Source organism: Kutzneria sp. 744 (genome assembly GCF_000568255.1).
Lineage (GTDB): Bacteria > Actinomycetota > Actinomycetes > Mycobacteriales > Pseudonocardiaceae > Kutzneria.
Map to the genome: position 1 here is coordinate 6,967,450 of NZ_KK037166.1, position 18,138 is coordinate 6,985,587.

Consider the following 18,138-nt stretch of genomic DNA (forward strand, 5'->3'; position numbering starts at 1 on the left):
AACCCCAGCGTCGTCCGACCACAGTTTCGATACCCGGAACGCGGTGTTCGGACCGACTGCACGACGCGCAGTGATCGACGCGACAGCGTCGATCGCGACCACGCGCGCCCGCCACGCCGCCGTGTCTGATGAGGGACGCCGTGACTGCTGTGAACGAATCCGCCACCGAACTGACCGACACCGAGATATTCGCCGCCCATGAGGGAGGCAAGCTGGGCACCGCCGTGACGGCCCCGCTGGCCGACCCCAAGGCGCTCTCGATCGCCTACACGCCCGGAGTGGCGCGCGTCAGTCGTGCCATCGCCGAGGACCCCTCCCTGGCCGCGAAGTACACCTGGGCGCACCGCCTGGTCGCGGTCGTGAGCGACGGGACCGCGGTGCTCGGCCTCGGCGACATCGGTCCGAGCGCGTCGCTGCCCGTGATGGAGGGTAAGTCCGCGCTGTTCAAGAAGTTCGGCGGCCTTGACTCCATCCCGCTGGTGCTGAGCACCACCGACGTCGACGAGATCGTGGAGACGCTGGTCCGCCTGCGCCCGTCGTTCGGCGCGGTGAACCTGGAGGACATCTCCGCCCCGCGCTGCTTCGAGCTGGAGGCGAAGCTGATCGAGGCGCTGGACTGCCCGGTCATGCACGACGACCAGCACGGCACCGCGATCGTGGTGCTGGCCGCGCTGCGCGGCGCCACCACGGTGCTGAGGCGCGACTTCGCCGACCTGCGGGTGGTCGTGGCCGGCGCCGGCGCGTCCGGCGTGGCCTGCGCGAACATCCTGATGGCCGGCGGCGTGGGCGAGGTGACGATGCTCGACTCGCGCGGCATCGTGCACACCGACCGGGACGACCTGAACCCGATCAAGCGGGAGCTGGCCGGCCGCACCAACGCCTCGGGCCTGCGCGGTGGCGTCGCCGAGGCGCTCAAGGGCGCGGACATGTTCCTCGGCCTGTCCGGCTCGACGGGTGGCGGAGGGACCTGATCGCGACCATGGCCCCGCAGGGCATCGTGTTCGCGCTGTCCAATCCGGACCCGGAGATCCACCCGGTCGTCGCCGCCCGGCACGCCGCGGTGGTGGCCACCGGCCGCAGCGACTTCCCCAACCAGATCAACAACGTGCTGGCGTTCCCGGGCGTGTTCCGCGGCGCGCTGGACGCGGGGGCCCGCCGGATCACCGAGAACATGAAGCTGGCCGCGGCCGACGCGATCTTCCAGGTCGCCACGGACGAGCTGGCGGTGGACCGCATCGTGCCCAGCGCCCTGGACCCGCGGGTGTCCGTCGAGGTCGCGCGGGCCGTCGCCGCGGCCGCTGCGGCGGATGGAGTAGCGTAGTCGCGAACGCGGACCCGCTCGGCCGGCCGATCCGCTTTTTTCATACGTCGCCAGGATATTGGCGGGGACGGCTGTGAGTTCGTCGGTGGACGCGATACCGTCGCTCGCGTCAGGTGCTCCCCCGCCGCGCGTCGTGACCGACGCGCCCCCGGCGCACTGTGATGCAGTCGCCGGCTTGGCCCACCCATGCCGCCCCGGTGGCCGACGCGGAAGGGCGGAGCCGTGGCTGAGCGCAGCGGGCAGGCGGGACGCGCACCTGTCACGCTCGGTGGTGCCCGGCTGCCGAACGCCCGCCGTGGCCCGATCGAGTTGGGCGGGCTGACGCTGTCCGAGCCGCCGACCCTTCGTGTCGACGCGAAGGGCGTGGTCATGCAGGCCAACGCCGCCGCGGCCGCGATGATCGGCGCAACGGACCCCGACCGGCTGGGCGGCGTCGCGCTGCGCGACCTGTTCGCCGGGCAGGAGCCCGATCTCCGGCTCCGTCGTGTGGACGGCAGCGAACTGCCGGTCCGTGTGGTTCAGACGCCGGTGCCCGGCACCGGGTTGCATGCCATCGTGCTGGTCGATGTCTCCGACCTCGCCTCCGCCGCGGCCGAGCTGCGCGAGGAGCAGCGGCGGCTGACCGACGTGCAGCACGTTGCGGGCATCGCCTCCTGGGAGTTCGACCCGGCGACCGGTAAGACGGTGTGGTCGGACAGCCACTACGAGATCCTCGGCATCGAACGCGGCTCCGTGGAGCCGGGCGCGGAGGCCGTGCTGGACCTGGTCCACCCCGACGACGTCGAGATGGTGCGGGACTACTGGAGCAACCACCAGTTCTCGGGCGAGGCCATCGACATCGAGTACCGCATCGTGCGCCCGGACGGGGACGTGCGCTGGCTGCGCGGCGAGGCCCGGTCCACGGTCGGCGTGGACGGCCGGCTCGGCCTGGTCACCGGCTACATCAGGGACATCACCGAGCGGAACCGCACCAACGACGAGCTGGCCCACGAGCGGGCCCGGCTGGTCGAGGCCCAGCGGATGGCCCGCATCGGCAGCTGGACCCTGGACGTGAACACCGGCTACACCTACCGCAGCGAGGTGCTGTGGGAGATGTACGAGCTGGTGGGCGGCTCGGCGACGGACGCGTCGCTGATGCCGGGCGTGCATCCCGACGACCAGCTGCTGATCACCGAGATGCGGGACAAGCTGCTCGCGGCCCAGACCACCGAGCCGCTGGAGGTGGAGATCCGCGACGTCCGCGAGCGCGTGTACATCTGCCGCGCCCGGGCCCAGCTGTCCTCCAACGGCAAGGTCGAACAGCTGCTGGGCACCATCCAGGACGTCACCGAGCAGCGTGCGCTGGAGCGCGAGCTGCGCGACGAGCGCCGCCGGCTCTCCGACGCGCAGCGGGTGGCGAGCCTGGGCACCTGGGAGTGGAACACCGGCACCGACGACTGCAACTGGTCGGGCATGATGCGCGAGCTGCTCGGCGTGGACGAGCAGGAACGCGCCACCTACCAGCGTTATATGAGCCTGGTGCACCCGGACGACCGCGGCTGGGTGGACGAGCTGTGGCAGCAGTTGGCGGTCAATCGCGAGCCGGTGGAGTGCGAGCACCGCATCGTCCGCCCGGACGGCCTGGTCCGCGTGCTGCGCTGTCACGGCGCTTCGGTGCAGGGCGTCGGTCCGGTGCTGGTCGGCACGGCGCAGGACGTCACCGCGCAGCGCACGGCCGAGGCGCGAATGAAGCTGTCCAGCCAGCGTTTCACCGACCTGGTCGCGGTGACGCCGGTCGGCATCGGCCTGTTCGACGAGGCCGAGCGCCTGGTCGACGCCAACGACGCGCTGTGCGACCTGCTCGGTATCGAACTGGAGCAGCTGCGCGGCATGACCGCGAGCAGCATCACGCACCCGGACGAGCCGGTGGGCTGGCTGTCCGCGGCGGCCCGCCTCACGTCCGAGCGCGAGGGCGGATTCAAGGTGCCGCAACGCATTCTGCTCCGTCCGGACGGCGAGCTGGTGTACTGCGAGCTGCACATCGCGATCTCCGTGCAGGACGACGGCCGCCGGTTCTGGCTGGTCGTGTTCCAGGACATCACCGAGCGCCGCCGCGTCGCGGAATCCTTGCGGCATCAGGCCCATCACGACGAGCTCACCGGCCTGCCCAACCGCGCCGCGGTCAAGGAGACGCTGACCCGGCTGCTGGCCGGCGAGGGCGCCGAGAAGATCGCGGTGCTGTTCTGCGACATCGACAACTTCAAGCGGGTCAACGACTCCCTCGGCCACGACGCCGGTGACGAGCTGCTGGTGGCGCTGGCCCGGCGGCTGGAGGGCGGCCTGCCGTCCGGCTGCACGGCGGCGCGCATGTCCGGCGACGAGTACGTGATCATCTGCGACGACATCGACGCGGCCGGCGGGGTCGAGGCCCTCGGCACGCGGGTGGCCAGCCTGCTGCGGGCCGCGGTGCCGGTGCACGGTCAGCTGGTGCGGGTGTCGGCGTCGATCGGCGCCGCGATCCCCAACGGCTCCCGGACCAGCGGGGCCGACCTGCTGCGCTTCGCCGACGCCGCGATGTTCGAGGCCAAGCGGCGTGGCGCCGGGCGGGTGTCGCTGGCCTCGGCGGCGTTGATCGCGTCGGCCGACCGGCAGGTGCACCTGGAGGGGCAGCTGCGTGAGGCGCTGGCCAAGGACGGGCTGACGCTGCACTTCCAGCCGGTGGTCGGCGTGGACGGCACCGTGCAGACGGCCGAGGCGCTGGTCCGCTGGCCGCACCCGGACCGCGGGCTGCTCGCGCCGGACGCGTTCCTGCCGGTGGCCGAGCAGGCCGACATGATGCGTGAGCTGGACAGATGGGTGCTCCGCACCGCGCTGCGCGAGGCTTCGACATGGCCGGTGCCGAACGGCAAGCCCGTCGCCGTCGCTGTAAACCTTTCCGGGCTTGTTCCAGGCGACCCGGACTTCGTGGACGCGGTGTCCAACGCCGTGGCCGAGTCCGGCATCGCGTGGGACCGGGTGGTGCTGGAGCTGGTCGAGACTGCGCTGGTCGACCTGCCGTGCAAGACCATGCAGCAGATGGACATCCTGGTGGCCAAGGGTGTCCGGTTCGCCGTGGACGACTTCGGCACCGGCTACTCCTCGCTGGCCCGGCTCAAGGACCTGCCGGCGCAGATCATCAAGGTGGACCGGCGGTTCGTGTCCGGCGTGGGGAACGACCCGTCCGACTTCGCGGTCGCCCGCGCGGTGGTGGACATGGCCCGCGCGATGGGCCGCAGCTGCGTCGCCGAGGGTGTGGAGACCGCGACCCAGTTCCACGTGCTGCACGGCGTCGGCGTCGACGCCTACCAGGGCTGGCTCTTCTCCCGCCCCGTCCCCCCACGCGAGTTCCGCGCCGTCCTGGCCCTTGGCCCCCTCCACGTCCCCCGCGCCGGCTGACCCTCTCAGGCGACCAGAGCCTCGATCCGGTGCCGCGGCAGGTCGATCAGCCGGAGGTCCGTCTCGCCCGGGATCCTGGCCGCCACGAGCTCCTTGGCCTCACGCTTCGTCAACGTGCCGCCGGACTCGGTGATCATGGCCTCCCGCATCATGTTGCCGAGCTTGCCGTGCACCCGGTCCAACAACCCGGCGCCGCTGCGCGTGGCCACCACGACCGCGTGCTTGCCGTCGGGGGTGCTGCGATGGAACCGCAGCCGGTACTTCGAGGCGACCACAGTGGACAGTGACTTCTGCCCCCGCTCGTCGCGGACGTCCACATGGTTGTTGGGCACCAGCACCGACAGCTTCTCCGCGTTGCAGGCCAACAGAATTCGCAGCAGCCACGGGCCGGGGTCGGCCGAGGCGTCGACCGTGAGGGCACGTCCGGTGATCGGTTGGGTCCAATCCGGTTGCTGCACAACGGAATCCCCGGTGAACGCCAGCAGCGCCGAGTTGTCCATAGTGGACGTGGCCTCGATGGACTGCGGGCCGTGGGTGTAGATGCCGGTGCGCTGCGCCGCCTTGCGGCCGCGAGAGGTCGCCTGGCACACATAGAGATCGGCGGCGCTGCCGATGGCCTGCGCCCCGTCGAACCGGTGGAAGCCCGGCAGGATCGCTTCGAACGCCAGCCCGATGCCGAGCAGTTCCTGCTGCACCTTCTGGCCCAGCGCGGGCGTCCGGTCGCTGAAGCCGTAGGCCAGCAGCAGCCGTCCGGAAGCGGTGTCGCGCAGCGCCTCGATGCCGCGGCCGGCGAACAGCGCCATGCCTTCCGGCGTATAGGGCGGGTCGCTGAAGACCAGATCTGACGATTCCGTTACGGCAGGCGGCAGTCCGAAGCGGAGATCCGCGTGCAGGCAGCGGATGTTGAGGCCCCGCTCCCGCGCGCGGGTGTCGATGTGGGCCAGCACACGGTCGTCCAGGTCGACGACGATCACCGCGGCGGCCGGGTTGACCGCGGCCACCGCCAGCGAGGTCAGGTCGTGGTCGCCGAGGCAGAGCACGGTACGCCCGGACAGTTCATACTGCTCGTTCAGCCACTTCGCCCGCCGCGCCACGGTGTCCGGCGTGGCCTGCACATGGTCGAGCGCGGCCAGCGGCGGCGGCACGGAGTCCACATCGGAACGGATCATGGCGAGATCCGGCTCAACGATCGGGGGAACCGCGAAAGCCTCGGTGTACGAGGCTCTGGCCGAGGCCCGGATCTCGTACGTGTCACGGTTTCGCACCAGGTCACCGTCCAGCGCGGACAGCAACTCCTCGACCCCGCGCCGTGGCAGGGCCGAGTCGCGCACCAGCTCAGCCAGCGAATGCGGGCGCCGGCACAGCATGTCGATCACGCGCCGTGCCGGCCCGGTGCGCGCTCCGTGGCCGGAAATGACCGCGCGGGCCTGGTCGAGTGGGGTCACAATCGGGTAAGCCTACTGGTTCGCACATCGTGGAACGGAGTGCCGCTGTCAGAGCATGCGGCTACTGTCGTCCGCACTACCGCAACGACCGGAAGGACCTCGGGGTGATCGAGTTCCAGGCCGTGACCAAGCGGTTCGATGACGGCACCGTCGCCGTCGACGAACTGAACCTGACCGTGGATCCAGGACGGATCACGGTGTTCGTCGGACCATCGGGCTGCGGGAAGACGACCTCCCTGCGCATGATCAACCGGATGATCGACGCCACCTCGGGCGCCATCCTGGTCGACGGAAAAGACGTGCGCCAGTCGGACCCGCCGCTGCTGCGGCGGGGCATCGGCTACGTGATCCAGCAGGCTGGGCTGTTCCCGCACCGCACGGTGCTGGACAACGTCGCCACCGTGCCGGTGCTGGCCGGCTGGAGCCGGGCCAAGGCCCGCAAGCGGGCCGCGGAGCTGCTGGAGACGGTGGGCCTGCCGGCCACCATGGCCGGCCGCTACCCGGCTCAGCTGTCCGGCGGCCAGCAGCAGCGCGTCGGCGTGGCCCGCGCGCTGGCGGTCGACCCGCCGGTGCTGCTGATGGACGAGCCGTTCAGCGCGGTCGACCCGGTGGTCCGCGAGGACCTCCAGAACGAGCTGCTGCGGCTGCAGGGCGAGCTGGACAAGACGATCGTCTTCGTCACGCACGACATCGACGAGGCCATCAAGCTGGGCGACAAGGTCGCGGTGTTCCGCACCGGCGGCATCCTGGCCCAGTACGACAAGCCCTCGGAGCTGCTGGCCCGCCCGGCCGACGACTTCGTGAGCAACTTCGTCGGGCGCGACCGCGGCTACCGGGCGCTGGGCTTCCTCACCGCGTCCGGGTTGACGGTCGGCGAGATCGCCAGCGTGCAGCTCGGCGACACGGCCGGCGACGCGCGGCGGAAGCTGAGCGACGGCTGGATTGTCGTCGTCGACGAGCGCCGGCACCCGTGCGGCTGGCTGTCGGCCGACCGTCTGTCCGGTGTGGACGAGAACGCCACCGTCGACGCGGATCTGGTGATGTCGGGCGGATCCCTGTACGACACCGAGCACGGCTCACTGCGCAGCGCCCTCGACTCGGCCCTGAGTTCCCCGTCCGCACACGGCGTCGCCGTCAACGGCGGCGGCGAGCTCGTCGGCTCGATCACGGCCGACGAGGTGCTCCGGGCGCTGGCCGCCGCGCGCACCTCCGGCGAGGTCCCGCAATGACGTGGGTGTTCGACCACCTGGGGTTGCTCGGCGACCTCACGGTGACGCACGTCTACCTGTCGGTGCTGCCGGTGGTGATCGGCCTGATCATCGCGATCCCGCTGGGCTGGGCGGCCAGCCGCTGGCGGCCCGCGCGGGCGATTCTGCTGACGGTCAGCGGCCTGCTCTACACGATCCCGTCGCTGGCGTTGATCGTCATCCTGCCCGCGCTGATCAGCACCAAGACGCTCGACCCGGTCAACGTGATCATCACGCTGACCGTGTACACCATCGCGCTGCTGGTCCGGTCCATCGCCGACGCGCTGTCGTCGGTGCCGCCGACCATCGTCGCGGCGGCCACGGCCATCGGCTACCGGCCGCTCAAGCGCTTCGTGGGCGTCGAGTTCCCGCTGGCCATCCCGGTCGTCGTGGCCGGCCTGCGGGTGGCCATGGTGTCCAACATCAGCCTGGTCAGCGTGGGCGCGCTGATCGGCATCGCGGGCTACGGGCAGCTGTTCACCAACGGCTTCCAGCTCCAGTTCGTCACCGAGATCGTCACCGGCATCGTCGCGACGCTGGTGCTGGCCCTGATCGCGGACCTGGTGCTGCAGCTGATCGGGCGGCTCGTGACGCCCTGGACCAGGGTGGGGAGGTAGGCCGTGAACCTGTTGACGAGCTGGCTGTTCGACCCCGCCAACTGGAGCGGCTCGACCGGCGTGCCGGCACGGCTGGTGGAGCACCTCTGGTACACCGCGCTGGCCCTGGTCATCGCCGTCGTGATCGGCTTCCCGCTGGGCGCGATGGTCGGGCACACCAAGCGCGGCGGCTTCGTGCTGGTCGGCGCGGCCAACGTGCTGCGGGCGCTGCCCACCGTCGGCGTGCTGACGCTGGTGGTGCTGCTGGCCGGCATCGGCCTGATCCCGCCGATCGCCGCGCTGACCCTGCTGGCCATCCCGCCGATCATGGCCGGTGCCTACGCCGGCATCGGCGCCGTCGAGCCGGTCGTGGTCGACGCGGCCCGCGGCGTGGGCATGACCGAGCGGGAGATCCTGTTCCAGGTCGAGATCCCCAACGCGATGCCGCTGATCTTCGGCGGCGTGCGCAGCGCCGCCCTGCAGGTGGTGGCCACCGCGACCATCGCCGCCTACGTGGGACTCGGCGGTTTCGGACGGTACGTGTTCGACGGCCTGGCGCTGCACGACTATCCCCAGATGGCGGGCGGCGCGATCCTGGTCGCCGTGCTCGCGGTGCTGGTCGAGCTGGTGCTCACCGGCGTGCAACGGCTGGTTGTCTCACCCGGGTTGCGCCCGGTGAGGACGAGTGGAGGAATCCAGAGATGAAGCGAACCGTAGCCGGCCTGGTCACCGTCCTGGTGGCGGCGCTGGGCCTGACCGCGTGCGGTGGGGGCGGCGGTGGCGACCCGCTCGCCGGCGGCAACAGCGGCTCCCAGTCCCCGTCGGACACGATCACCGTCGGGTCGGCCAACTTCCCGGAGAGCCAGCTGCTCGCCGAGATCTACGCCGCCGCGCTGACCAAGGCCGGCGTGAAGGTCAGCAAGAAGCTGAACATCGGCAGCCGGGAGACCTACATCCCGGCGCTCAAGGACGGCTCCATCGACCTGATCCCGGAGTACAGCGGCGTGCTGCTGCAGTACTTCGACAAGAGCGCCACCGCCACCAGCGCCGAGGACGTGTACACGGCGCTGGGCAAGGCGCTGCCCAGCGGTCTGTCCGTGTTGGACAAGTCGGCGGCCGAGGACAAGGACGCCATCGTCGTCACCAAGGAGACGGCCGACAAGTACAACGCGAAGTCGCTGTCCGACCTCGCGCCGCACTGCGGCGACCTGATCCTCGGCTCCGCGCCGGAGTTCCAGAAGCGCCCCGACGGCGTCCCGGGCCTGCAGAAGACCTACAACTGCACGTTCAAGGACTTCAAGTCGCTGGACGCCGACGGCCCGCTGACCGTGGCCGCCCTGACCCAGGGCACCATCCAGGCCGCCGACATGTTCACCACCGACAGCACCATCGAGAAGAACGGCTGGGTCGTGCTGGAGGACCCGAAGTTCAACTTCGCCGCGCAGAACGTACTGCCGCTGATCAACACCAGCAAGGCCAGCGACACGGTGAAGAAGACGCTCAACGCCATCGCCACCAAGCTCGACACGAAGACGCTGACCGAGCTGAACACCAAGCTCGGTGCCCCCGACAAGCCCGACGCCTCCAAGATCGCCACCGACTGGCTGGCCAGCGCCGGCCTGTAAAAGCTGCACCTGATGCAGGGAAGGACGCCTTACCCTCGTTCAACGCGGGTAAGGCGTCCTTCCCTGCATTGGGGGGCCTACCTGTGGCCGCCGATTCTGAGGGTCAGTTCTTCGGCGGTTCGCCGGACTTCCGCCGCCACCTCAGGCCAGTCGGTGCCGCAAGCGCTTGCATCGGGGCAGACGTGGCGGAAGGTGGTGCTGATGGCGGCGATGGGGCGGCCGCCGTGGTCGAAGACGGGGGCCGCGACCGAGGCGAAATCCGCCGTCACGAAGCCGTCCTCGACGAACCAGCCGCGCTGGCGTTCCGACGACAGGAGCCGACGCAGCGAGGGCAGATCCCGGGGGCCGCGGCCGGTGCGGTCGACGAAGCTGCCCACTCCCGGGAACAGGGCCCTGACCTGGGCGGGGAGCAGAAAAGCCAGCATGGCCCGGCCGGAGGCGGGGAGATGGGCCGGTAGGCGCACACCGACGTCGGAGACGAGGGTGTTGGGCTGCCGGGGCTGCTCCCGCAGCAGGTAGAGCGCCTCGGCCCCGTGCAGGACCCCGAGATGGGCGGTGGCCCCCACTCGGTCGACCAGCCGCCGCAGCAGGGGCCGGGCCAGCCGCTCCAACGGGTCGTGGCGCAGGTACGCCGACCCCAGCTCGAAGGCCGCCACCCCGAGCCCGTAGCGGCGTTCCTCGGGCAGGTGCGTCACGAAGCCCGCGTCGGCCAGCTCGGCCAGCAGGTGGTAGGCCGTCGACCTGGGCAGATCCAACTCGCGGGCGATCGTCGCGGCGGACATCGGCCCCGGCCGGGTGGACAACAGGCGCAGCACGGCCAGTCCTCGGCGCAATGCCGGCACGTCACTGCTGCTACCCACGGGTACACCTCGCGTTGTCTGGTATCTCAGACACTGTCACCCGCCTTGGACTCGTGCAACCGCCCGCCACCAGCTGTGATGAACCCATGGCACACCCGGAGGCAGTGCAGCTCGGCGCGAAGCCGCTGCGGCGTGACGAGGTCGTCGCGGTCGCCCGCGACGGCGTGGCGGTCGAGCTGGAACCGGCCGCGGTCGAGGCCGTCACCACGGCCCGGGCGCACATCGAGGAGCTGGCCAACGCGACGACGCCCACCTACGGCGTGTCGACCGGCTTCGGGGCGCTGGCCGTCCGGCACATCCCGCCGGACCGCCGCGCGCAGCTGCAACGCTCGCTGATCCGCTCGCACGCGGCCGGTGCCGGCCCCGAGGTGGAGCGAGAGGTGATCCGTGCGCTGGCCCTGCTGCGGCTGCGCACGCTCGCCACCGGCCACACCGGCGTCCGGCCGTCCACTGTGGACACGATGGCCCGCATGCTCAACGCCGGCATCACGCCGATCGTGCACGAGTACGGCTCCCTCGGCTGCTCCGGCGACCTGGCCCCGCTGTCCTCGGTCGCGCTGGCCCTGATCGGCGAAGGTCAGGTCCGGGATGCTCAAGGCGAGCTGCGAGACGCCGCCGACGCCCTGGCCGAGGCCGGCATCGAGCCGGTGGCGCTGGCCGAGAAGGAGGGCCTGGCCATGATCAACGGCACCGACGGCATGCTCGGCATGCTGGTGCTGGCGATCACCGACCTGGCCCGCCTGCTGGACATCGCCGACCTCACCGCGGCGATGAGCGTGGAGGCCCTGCTGGGCACCGACCGCGTCTTCGCCGCCGACCTCCAGGCCCTGCGCCCGCATCCCGGGCAGGCCCGGTCGGCCGCCCGCATGACCAAGATCCTGGCCGGCTCCGAGATCATGGAGAGCCACCGCGGCCCGGACTGCACCCGCGTGCAGGACGCGTACTCGCTGCGCTGCTCCCCGCAGGTGCACGGCGCCGCCCGCGACACCCTGGCCCACGCCGAGCTGGTCGCCGACCGCGAGCTGGACTCCGCGATCGACAACCCGGCCGTGCTGGCCGACGGCCGTGTGGAGTCCAACGGCAACTTCCACGGCGCGCCCGTGGCGTACGTGCTGGACTTCCTGGCCATCCCGGTCGCCGACGTGGCCAGCATGGCCGAGCGCCGCACCGACCGGATGCTGGATGTGGCCCGCTCGCACGGCCTGCCGCCGTTCCTGGCCGACGACCCGGGCGTGGACTCCGGCCACATGATCGCCCACTACACGCAGGCGGCCATCGTCTCCGAGCTGAAGCGCCTGGCGGTGCCGGCCAGTGTGGACTCGATCCCGTCCAGTGCCATGCAGGAAGACCACGTGTCGATGGGCTGGTCGGCGGCGCGCAAGCTGCGCAAGGCCGTCGACGGCCTGACCACCGTGCTGTCCATCGAACTTCTCACCGCGGCCCGCGCGCTCGACCTGCGTGCCCCGCTCAAGCCGGCGCCGGCCACCGCCGCCGTCGTCGCGCTGCTCCGGGAGCACGTCCAGGGTCCCGGACCCGACCGTCACCTGGCCCCGGAGATCGCGGCCACCGAAGCGCTCGTCCGAAGTGGACTGATCGCGCGCACCGTCGAGGAGAACTCCTGATGACCGAGATCCGGGCCGCCCGGGGCACCCAGCTCACCGCGCGCAGCTGGCAGACCGAGGCGCCGCTGCGCATGCTGCACAACAACCTGGACCCCGAGGTCGCCGAGCGCCCCGAGGATCTGGTGGTCTACGGCGGCACCGGCAAGGCCGCCCGCGACTGGCCGAGCTTCCACGCCATCTCCCGCGAGCTCACCACGCTGTCCGACGACGAGACGCTGCTGGTGCAGTCCGGCCGTCCGGTCGGCGTGCTGCGCACCCATGAGTGGGCGCCGCGCGTGCTGATCGCCAACTCGAACCTGGTGCCGGACTGGGCCAACTGGCCCGAGTTCCGCCGCCTGGAGGCCGCCGGCCTCACCATGTACGGCCAGATGACCGCCGGCTCGTGGATCTACATCGGCACCCAGGGCATCCTCCAGGGCACCTACGAGACCTTCGCCGCGGTGGCCGAGAAGCGCTTCGGCGGCACGCTCGCCGGCACGCTCACCGTGACCGCCGGCCTCGGTGGCATGGGCGGCGCGCAGCCGCTGGCCGTCACCATGAACGACGGTGTGGCGCTGTGCATCGACGTGGATCCCGTGCGCGCGCAGCGCCGGGTGGAGCACCGCTACCTGGACGAGGTCGCCAATGACCTGGACGACGCCATCCGCCGCGTCGAGGCGGCCAAGCGCGACCGCAAGGCGCTGTCGGTCGGTGTCGTCGGCAACGCCGCCGAGATCCTGCCCGAGTTGCTGCGCCGCGGCGTCGAGATCGACATCGTCACCGACCAGACCTCGGCCCACGACCCGCTGTCGTACCTGCCGATCGGCGTGGATCTGGCTGACTGGCACGACTACGCCGCCAAGAAGCCCGAGGAGTTCACCGAGCGGGCGCGGGCGTCGATGGCCCAGCACGTGGAGGCCATGGTCGGCTTCCAGGACGGCGGCGCCGAGGTCTTCGACTACGGCAACTCGCTGCGCGGCGAGGCCCAGCTCGGCGGCTACGACCGGGCGTTCGCCTTCCCCGGCTTCGTGCCGGCCTACATCCGGCCGCTGTTCTGCGAGGGCAAGGGCCCGTTCCGCTGGGCGGCTCTGTCCGGCGACCCGGCCGACATCGCGGCCACCGACAAGGCCATCCTGGAGCTGTTCCCGGACAACAAGCCGCTCAAGCGCTGGATCAAGATGGCCGGCGAACGCGTTGCCTTCCAAGGGCTTCCGGCCCGCATCTGCTGGCTGGGCTACGGCGAGCGGCACCTGGCCGGCCTGCGCTTCAACGAGATGGTGGCCAGCGGCGAGCTGTCCGCGCCGGTGGTCATCGGCCGCGACCACCTCGACTGCGGCTCGGTCGCGTCCCCGTACCGGGAGACCGAGGGCATGGCCGACGGCTCGGACGCCATCGCCGACTGGCCGCTGCTCAACGCCCTGGTCAACACCGCGTCGGGCGCCACATGGGTGTCCATCCACCACGGCGGCGGCGTCGGCATCGGCCGCTCCATCCACGCCGGCCAGGTCACCGTGGCCGACGGCACCGCGCTGGCCGGGCAGAAGATCGAGCGGGTGCTGACCAACGACCCGGGCATGGGCGTGCTGCGCCACGTCGACGCCGGCTACGAGCTGGCCGACCAGGTGGCGGAGGACAAGGGCGTCAAGATCCCGATGAAGGCCAACTGATGGCGGCTACGGCTACCGGCCTGCTGGCCGCGATTGCCGACGTCGGCGCGGATCGCGCCCGGGGCGGGTACTCCCGCCACGGGTTCGACCGGGTCGAGCTGGAACTGCGGGAGTGGTTCGTCGCCGAGGCCGCCCAGCGGGGCCTGGCCGTGGAGACCGACCGCAACGGCAACATCTGGGCGTGGTGGGGAAACCCCGGCCCGGACGCCGTGATCACCGGCAGCCACCTCGACTCCGTGCCGGGTGGCGGGGCCTTCGACGGCCCGCTGGGCGTGGTGTCGTCGTTGGCGGCGGTGGATGTGTTGCAGGCCAAGGGATTCAAGCCTCGCAAGCCGCTGGCCGTCGTGGTGTTCGTCGAGGAGGAGGGCGGCCGGTTCGGCGTGCCCTGCCTCGGATCCCGACTGATGACCGGGGCCATCGGCGCCGACCAGGCACGGTCGCTGCTCGATCCGGACGGGGTGTCGTTGGCCGACGCGATCGCCAAGGCCGGCGCTGACCCGACGACGCTCGGGCCGGACGAGGAAGCGCTGGCACGCATCGGATGTTTCGTCGAGCTGCACGTGGAGCAGGGCCGTGGCCTCACGGTTCCGGTCGGCGTGGCCTCGTCGATCCTGGCCCACGGCCGGTGGCGGTTCACCTTCACCGGCGAGGGAAACCACGCCGGGGCAACGCTGATGTCCGACCGGCGTGACCCGATGGTACCGGCGGCGTCACTGGTGTTGGCCGCTCGCAAGGCGGCCGTCGGCGACGCGCGGGCGACCGTGGGCCGGATCGTGCCGGTTCCGGGTGGCACCAACGTGATCGCGTCCGAGGTCAACGTCTGGCTGGACGCTCGGGCTTCGGACGATGCCACCACGAAGTCGGTGGTGGCCGAGATCCAAGCCCTGGCAAGACAAGCCGCCGCCGACGAAGGCTGCGGAGTTCGCGTCACGCAGGAGTCGTACGGCGACACCGTGGTGTTCGACCCGGTGCTGCGGGACGATCTGTCCACTGTGCTCGGTGGCGTGCCGGCATTGCCGACCGGTGCCGGGCACGACGCCGGCATCCTGGCCAACCGCGTGCCGACGGCGATGTTGTTCGTGCGCAACCCGACCGGCGTCAGCCATGCGCCGCAGGAGTATGCGGAGCCGGACGACTGCGAGGCCGGGGTCGCCGCGCTGGCCACGACGCTGGAGCACCTGGCGTCGTGAACTACTGGTGTGAGCGGGCCTGGCTGCCCGAAGGTGTGGTCGCCGGCGTGCTGGTGCACGTCGGCGACGACGGCCGGATAACCGAAGTGTCCACTTCGGACTCACCGCCGTTCGGTGCGCAGCGCCTGAACGGCATTGTGTTGCCAGGCTTCGCCAATGCGCATTCGCACGCCTTTCATCGGGCGCTTCGCGGCCGCACCCACGCCGATGGCGGCACGTTCTGGACGTGGCGGCAGGCGATGTACCAGTTGGCCGAGCGGCTGACGCCGGACAGCTACCTCAAGCTGGCGACCGCCGTCTTCGCGGAGATGGCCGTCACCGGCATCTCGTGTGTCGGCGAGTTCCACTACCTGCACCACGGTCCCGGCGGAACCCCGTATGCCGACCCGAACGAGATGGGCCATGTGCTGCGGGAAGCTGCCGCTACGGCAGGTATTCGCATCACGCTGCTCGACACCTGTTACGTGGCCGGGGGAATCGGCACGGAACTCGAAGGAACCCAGCTCCGGTTCAGCGACGGCGACGCGACCCGTTGGGCGGCCCGGGTTTCCGGGCTGAAGTCGGACAACGTGATGCGCGTCGGCGCGGCCATCCACTCGGTGCGTGGCGTGCCCCGCGAGCAGCTGGCCGAGGTCGCCGCGATCGGTGGGCCGCTGCACGTCCACCTTTCCGAACAGCCGGCCGAGAACGAGGCTTGCCTTGCGGCGTACGGAATGACGCCGACCGCGCTGCTGGCCGAGGCCGGCGTGCTGTCGCCGCGGACCACCGCCGTGCACGCCACCCATCTCACCGAGCACGACCGCGCGCTGCTCGGTGGGTCCACCACCACCGCCTGTTTCTGTCCGACCACGGAGGCCGACCTCGCCGACGGCATCGGCCCGGCGCGCGAGCTGTTCGACGCCGGCAGCCCGATTTCCCTTGGCAGCGACCAACATGTCGTGATCGACCCGCTGGCCGAAGCCCGGGCCCTCGAACACGGCGAGCGGCTGCGCACCGGGCAGCGCGGGCGGTTCAGCCCCGAGGAGCTGCTTGCTGCGGCAACCGCGGCCGGCCACGCCTGCCTGGGCTGGCCCGAAGCCGGGCGGATCGCCGTCGGCGCGCCGGCCGATCTCGTCGCGGTCGGCCTGGATTCACTACGAACGGCGGGTAGCCGACCGGAACAGGTTCTGCTGTCCGCGAATTCGTCCGATGTGGACTCGGTAATAGTCGAAGGGCGGGTTGTGGCCACCCGGGGACGTCATGCGACGCTAGGGGAGGTAGGACCTCTTCTCGCGGACGTGATGGGGGAACTGTGGCGGTAGTTATCACCGGCATCGCCGAGCTGACCACCAACGACGCCGAACTGGGCAAGCTGCGCGACGCGGCCGTGGTGCTCGACGGCGACCGGGTGGCCTGGGTCGGGGCCGCCGCCGACGCCCCGGCCGCCGACGAGCGCGTCGACGTCGAGGGTCGCGCGGTGCTGCCGGGCTGGGTGGACAGCCATACCCACCTGGTCTTCGCCGGCGACCGCACCGCCGAGTTCGGGGCCCGCATGTCCGGCCAGCCCTACGCCGCCGGCGGCATCGCCGTCACCGACGATGCCACGCGCGCGGCCAGCGACGAGCAACTCGCCGCGGGGCTGCGCAAGCACGTCGACGAGGCTGTTTCCCAAGGCACCACGTACATCGAGACCAAGACCGGGTACGGGCTGACGGTCGCCGACGAGCTCCGGTCGGCCACGCTGGCCGGCCGGTACGCCGACGAGGTGACCTTCCTCGGCGCGCACCTCGTGCCGCCGGGCACCGACGCCGACGAGTACGTGGACCTGGTGTGCGGGCCCATGCTCGACGCCGTGGCCCCGCACGTGACCTGGGCCGACGTGTTCTGCGAGACCGGGGCCTTCGACGAGGAGCAGTCCCGGGCCGTGCTGACCGCCGCCGGCAAGAAGGGCCTCGGCCTTCGCGTGCACGGCAACCAGCTCGGCCCCGGCCCCGGTGTGCGGCTGGCCGTGGAAATGGACGCCGCCAGCGTCGACCACTGCACCTACCTAACGCCCGCCGACGTCGCCGCGCTGGCCGATTCCGACACCGTCGCCACGCTGCTGCCGGCCTGCGACCTGTCCACCCGGCAGCCGCTGCCCGAGGTCCGCGCCCTGCTCGACGCCGGCGTCACCGTCGCGCTGGCGTCCAACTGCAACCCCGGCTCCTCGTACACGTCCTCGATGGCCTTCTGCGTGACCACGGCCGTGCTCCAGATGCGGATGACCGTGGAGGAGGCCGTGCGCGCCGCCACGCTCGGCGGCGCGCAGGCCCTGCGTCGGGACGACATCGGCGTGCTGCGGCCCGGTTCGCGGGCGGACGTGCACGTGCTCAACGCGCCGTCCACCACGCACCTCGCCTACCGGCCCGGCGTGCCGCTCACCTGGGCGGTGTGGCGCGCGGGCGCTCGACAGCGCTGACCGACCGCAGCTCGGTGACGGTGGCGTAGCCCTGCTCCAGCAGTGCCGCGTCCGAACCCGGCTCCACCTCGTCGTCCAGGATCACCGTGGCCAGCTCGATCCGGTCCTCGTGCTGCTGCACCACCCGGCTCTGCACCCGGCCGTACCGGGTGAGCGTGGCCCAGCGCAGCGGGCCCGGGTCCGGGCGGTTGGGCACGTTCAGGTTGAGCACCGTGCCCGGCTCGATGAGGCCGAGCACGTCCTTCACGTAAGGGTCGACCACGTCCCACAGCGCTGTGCCCGGCGGGTCCCAGGGCACGTCCAGCGACACCGCCAGCGCCGTCACCCCGTTCACGTGCGCCGTCAGCGCCGCGCCCACCGTGCCGGAGTGGATCAGCGCGCGGCCGATGTTCGCGCCGAAGTTGATGCCCGACAGCACCAGGTCCGGCCGGTCCCCGAATGCCCCTCGGCAGGCCAGCAGCGCGATCAGCCCCGGGTGGGAGTCCACGGCGTACGCGGGCACGTCCGGCAGCTCTTCGACGATCCGCCGCGACACCCCCACGCTCCGGTGTCCGCCCGAGGCCGTCAGCCCCGCCCCCGTCCCGCTCGCTTCGACGCTGGGCGCCGCGATGATCGTGTCGTGCCCCAGCTCCACCGCACACCGCGCCAGGGCGATCAGTCCGGGGGAGTCGATGCCGTCGTCATTGGTGACCAGCACGCGCAGAGGAGAGTTCACCCCTCTGTCCTACCGGCGGG

The 18,138-nt window shown here is 71.3% G+C and carries 13 protein-coding genes and 1 pseudogene; 11 read left to right on the plus strand and 3 right to left on the minus strand.

Annotated features, from left to right (window positions below):
• The first annotated feature begins 128 nt into the window (after positions 1–128).
• Positions 129–1,321, plus strand: a pseudogene (locus KUTG_RS31970) (NADP-dependent malic enzyme).
• A 222-nt stretch (positions 1,322–1,543) separates the two neighbouring features.
• Entirely contained in the window at positions 1,544–4,735 is a 3,192-nt protein-coding gene (locus KUTG_RS31975; RefSeq protein WP_232241071.1) for a sensor domain-containing protein, read from the plus strand.
• 5 nt (positions 4,736–4,740) lie between these two features.
• On the opposite strand, the gene KUTG_RS31980 is transcribed toward KUTG_RS31975, so the two are convergent.
• Positions 4,741–6,180 (minus strand): bis-aminopropyl spermidine synthase family protein, encoded by a 1,440-nt coding sequence (locus KUTG_RS31980; protein ID WP_232241073.1) that lies wholly within the window; start codon positions 6,178–6,180, stop codon positions 4,741–4,743.
• 104 nt (positions 6,181–6,284) lie between these two features.
• Here KUTG_RS31980 and KUTG_RS31985 point away from each other — a divergent pair, with 104 nt between their 5' ends.
• From KUTG_RS31985 to KUTG_RS32000, 4 genes are read left to right on the plus strand one after another with little or no spacing between them, the layout of a single operon-like run.
• A complete protein-coding gene (locus tag KUTG_RS31985) occupies positions 6,285–7,409 on the plus strand; it encodes an ABC transporter ATP-binding protein (RefSeq protein WP_043722074.1) in 1,125 nt (374 codons plus the stop codon).
• The gene (locus KUTG_RS31990) at positions 7,406–8,044 is read left to right on the plus strand and encodes an ABC transporter permease (protein WP_043722076.1); all 639 of its coding nucleotides are present in this window, start codon (positions 7,406–7,408) and stop codon (positions 8,042–8,044) included. The genes KUTG_RS31985 and KUTG_RS31990 overlap by 4 nt, the downstream gene beginning before the upstream one ends.
• Positions 8,045–8,047: 3 nt before the next feature.
• Positions 8,048–8,728, plus strand: a complete 681-nt coding sequence (locus KUTG_RS31995) for an ABC transporter permease (protein WP_043731323.1) — start codon at positions 8,048–8,050, stop codon at positions 8,726–8,728.
• Positions 8,725–9,648 (plus strand): ABC transporter substrate-binding protein, encoded by a 924-nt coding sequence (locus KUTG_RS32000; RefSeq protein WP_043722078.1) that lies wholly within the window; start codon positions 8,725–8,727, stop codon positions 9,646–9,648. Before KUTG_RS31995 ends, KUTG_RS32000 begins: the two co-directional genes overlap by 4 nt.
• A gap of 77 nt (positions 9,649–9,725) precedes the next feature.
• On the opposite strand, the gene KUTG_RS32005 is transcribed toward KUTG_RS32000, so the two are convergent.
• A complete protein-coding gene (locus KUTG_RS32005; protein WP_043722080.1) occupies positions 9,726–10,508 on the minus strand; it encodes an IclR family transcriptional regulator in 783 nt (260 codons plus the stop codon).
• Positions 10,509–10,594: 86 nt separating this feature from the next.
• Here KUTG_RS32005 and hutH point away from each other — a divergent pair, with 86 nt between their 5' ends.
• The 5 genes from hutH to hutI are packed head-to-tail and all read left to right on the plus strand — an operon-like array spanning position 10,595 to position 17,403.
• Positions 10,595–12,130, plus strand: coding sequence for a histidine ammonia-lyase (gene hutH / locus KUTG_RS32010; RefSeq protein WP_043722082.1), 1,536 nt, complete (start codon positions 10,595–10,597; stop codon positions 12,128–12,130).
• Complete coding sequence (gene hutU / locus KUTG_RS32015) at positions 12,130–13,776, plus strand: urocanate hydratase (RefSeq protein ID WP_043722085.1); 1,647 nt, start codon at positions 12,130–12,132, stop codon at positions 13,774–13,776. The genes hutH and hutU overlap by 1 nt, the downstream gene beginning before the upstream one ends.
• Positions 13,776–14,966, plus strand: coding sequence for an allantoate amidohydrolase (locus KUTG_RS32020; RefSeq protein ID WP_043722086.1), 1,191 nt, complete (start codon positions 13,776–13,778; stop codon positions 14,964–14,966). Before hutU ends, KUTG_RS32020 begins: the two co-directional genes overlap by 1 nt.
• On the plus strand, positions 14,963–16,267 hold the full coding sequence (locus KUTG_RS32025) for a formimidoylglutamate deiminase (RefSeq protein WP_043722089.1): 1,305 nt from the start codon (positions 14,963–14,965) through the stop codon (positions 16,265–16,267). The genes KUTG_RS32020 and KUTG_RS32025 overlap by 4 nt, the downstream gene beginning before the upstream one ends.
• Positions 16,258–17,403 carry an imidazolonepropionase gene (gene hutI, locus KUTG_RS32030; RefSeq protein ID WP_043722090.1) on the plus strand — a complete coding sequence of 382 codons (1,146 nt, stop codon included), beginning with the start codon at positions 16,258–16,260 and terminating at the stop codon, positions 17,401–17,403. Before KUTG_RS32025 ends, hutI begins: the two co-directional genes overlap by 10 nt.
• Here the strand turns inward: hutI and surE are convergent.
• Positions 17,363–18,118, minus strand: coding sequence for a 5'/3'-nucleotidase SurE (surE, locus tag KUTG_RS32035; RefSeq protein WP_232241075.1), 756 nt, complete (start codon positions 18,116–18,118; stop codon positions 17,363–17,365). The genes hutI and surE overlap by 41 nt on opposite strands.
• Positions 18,119–18,138: the final 20 nt, after the last annotated feature.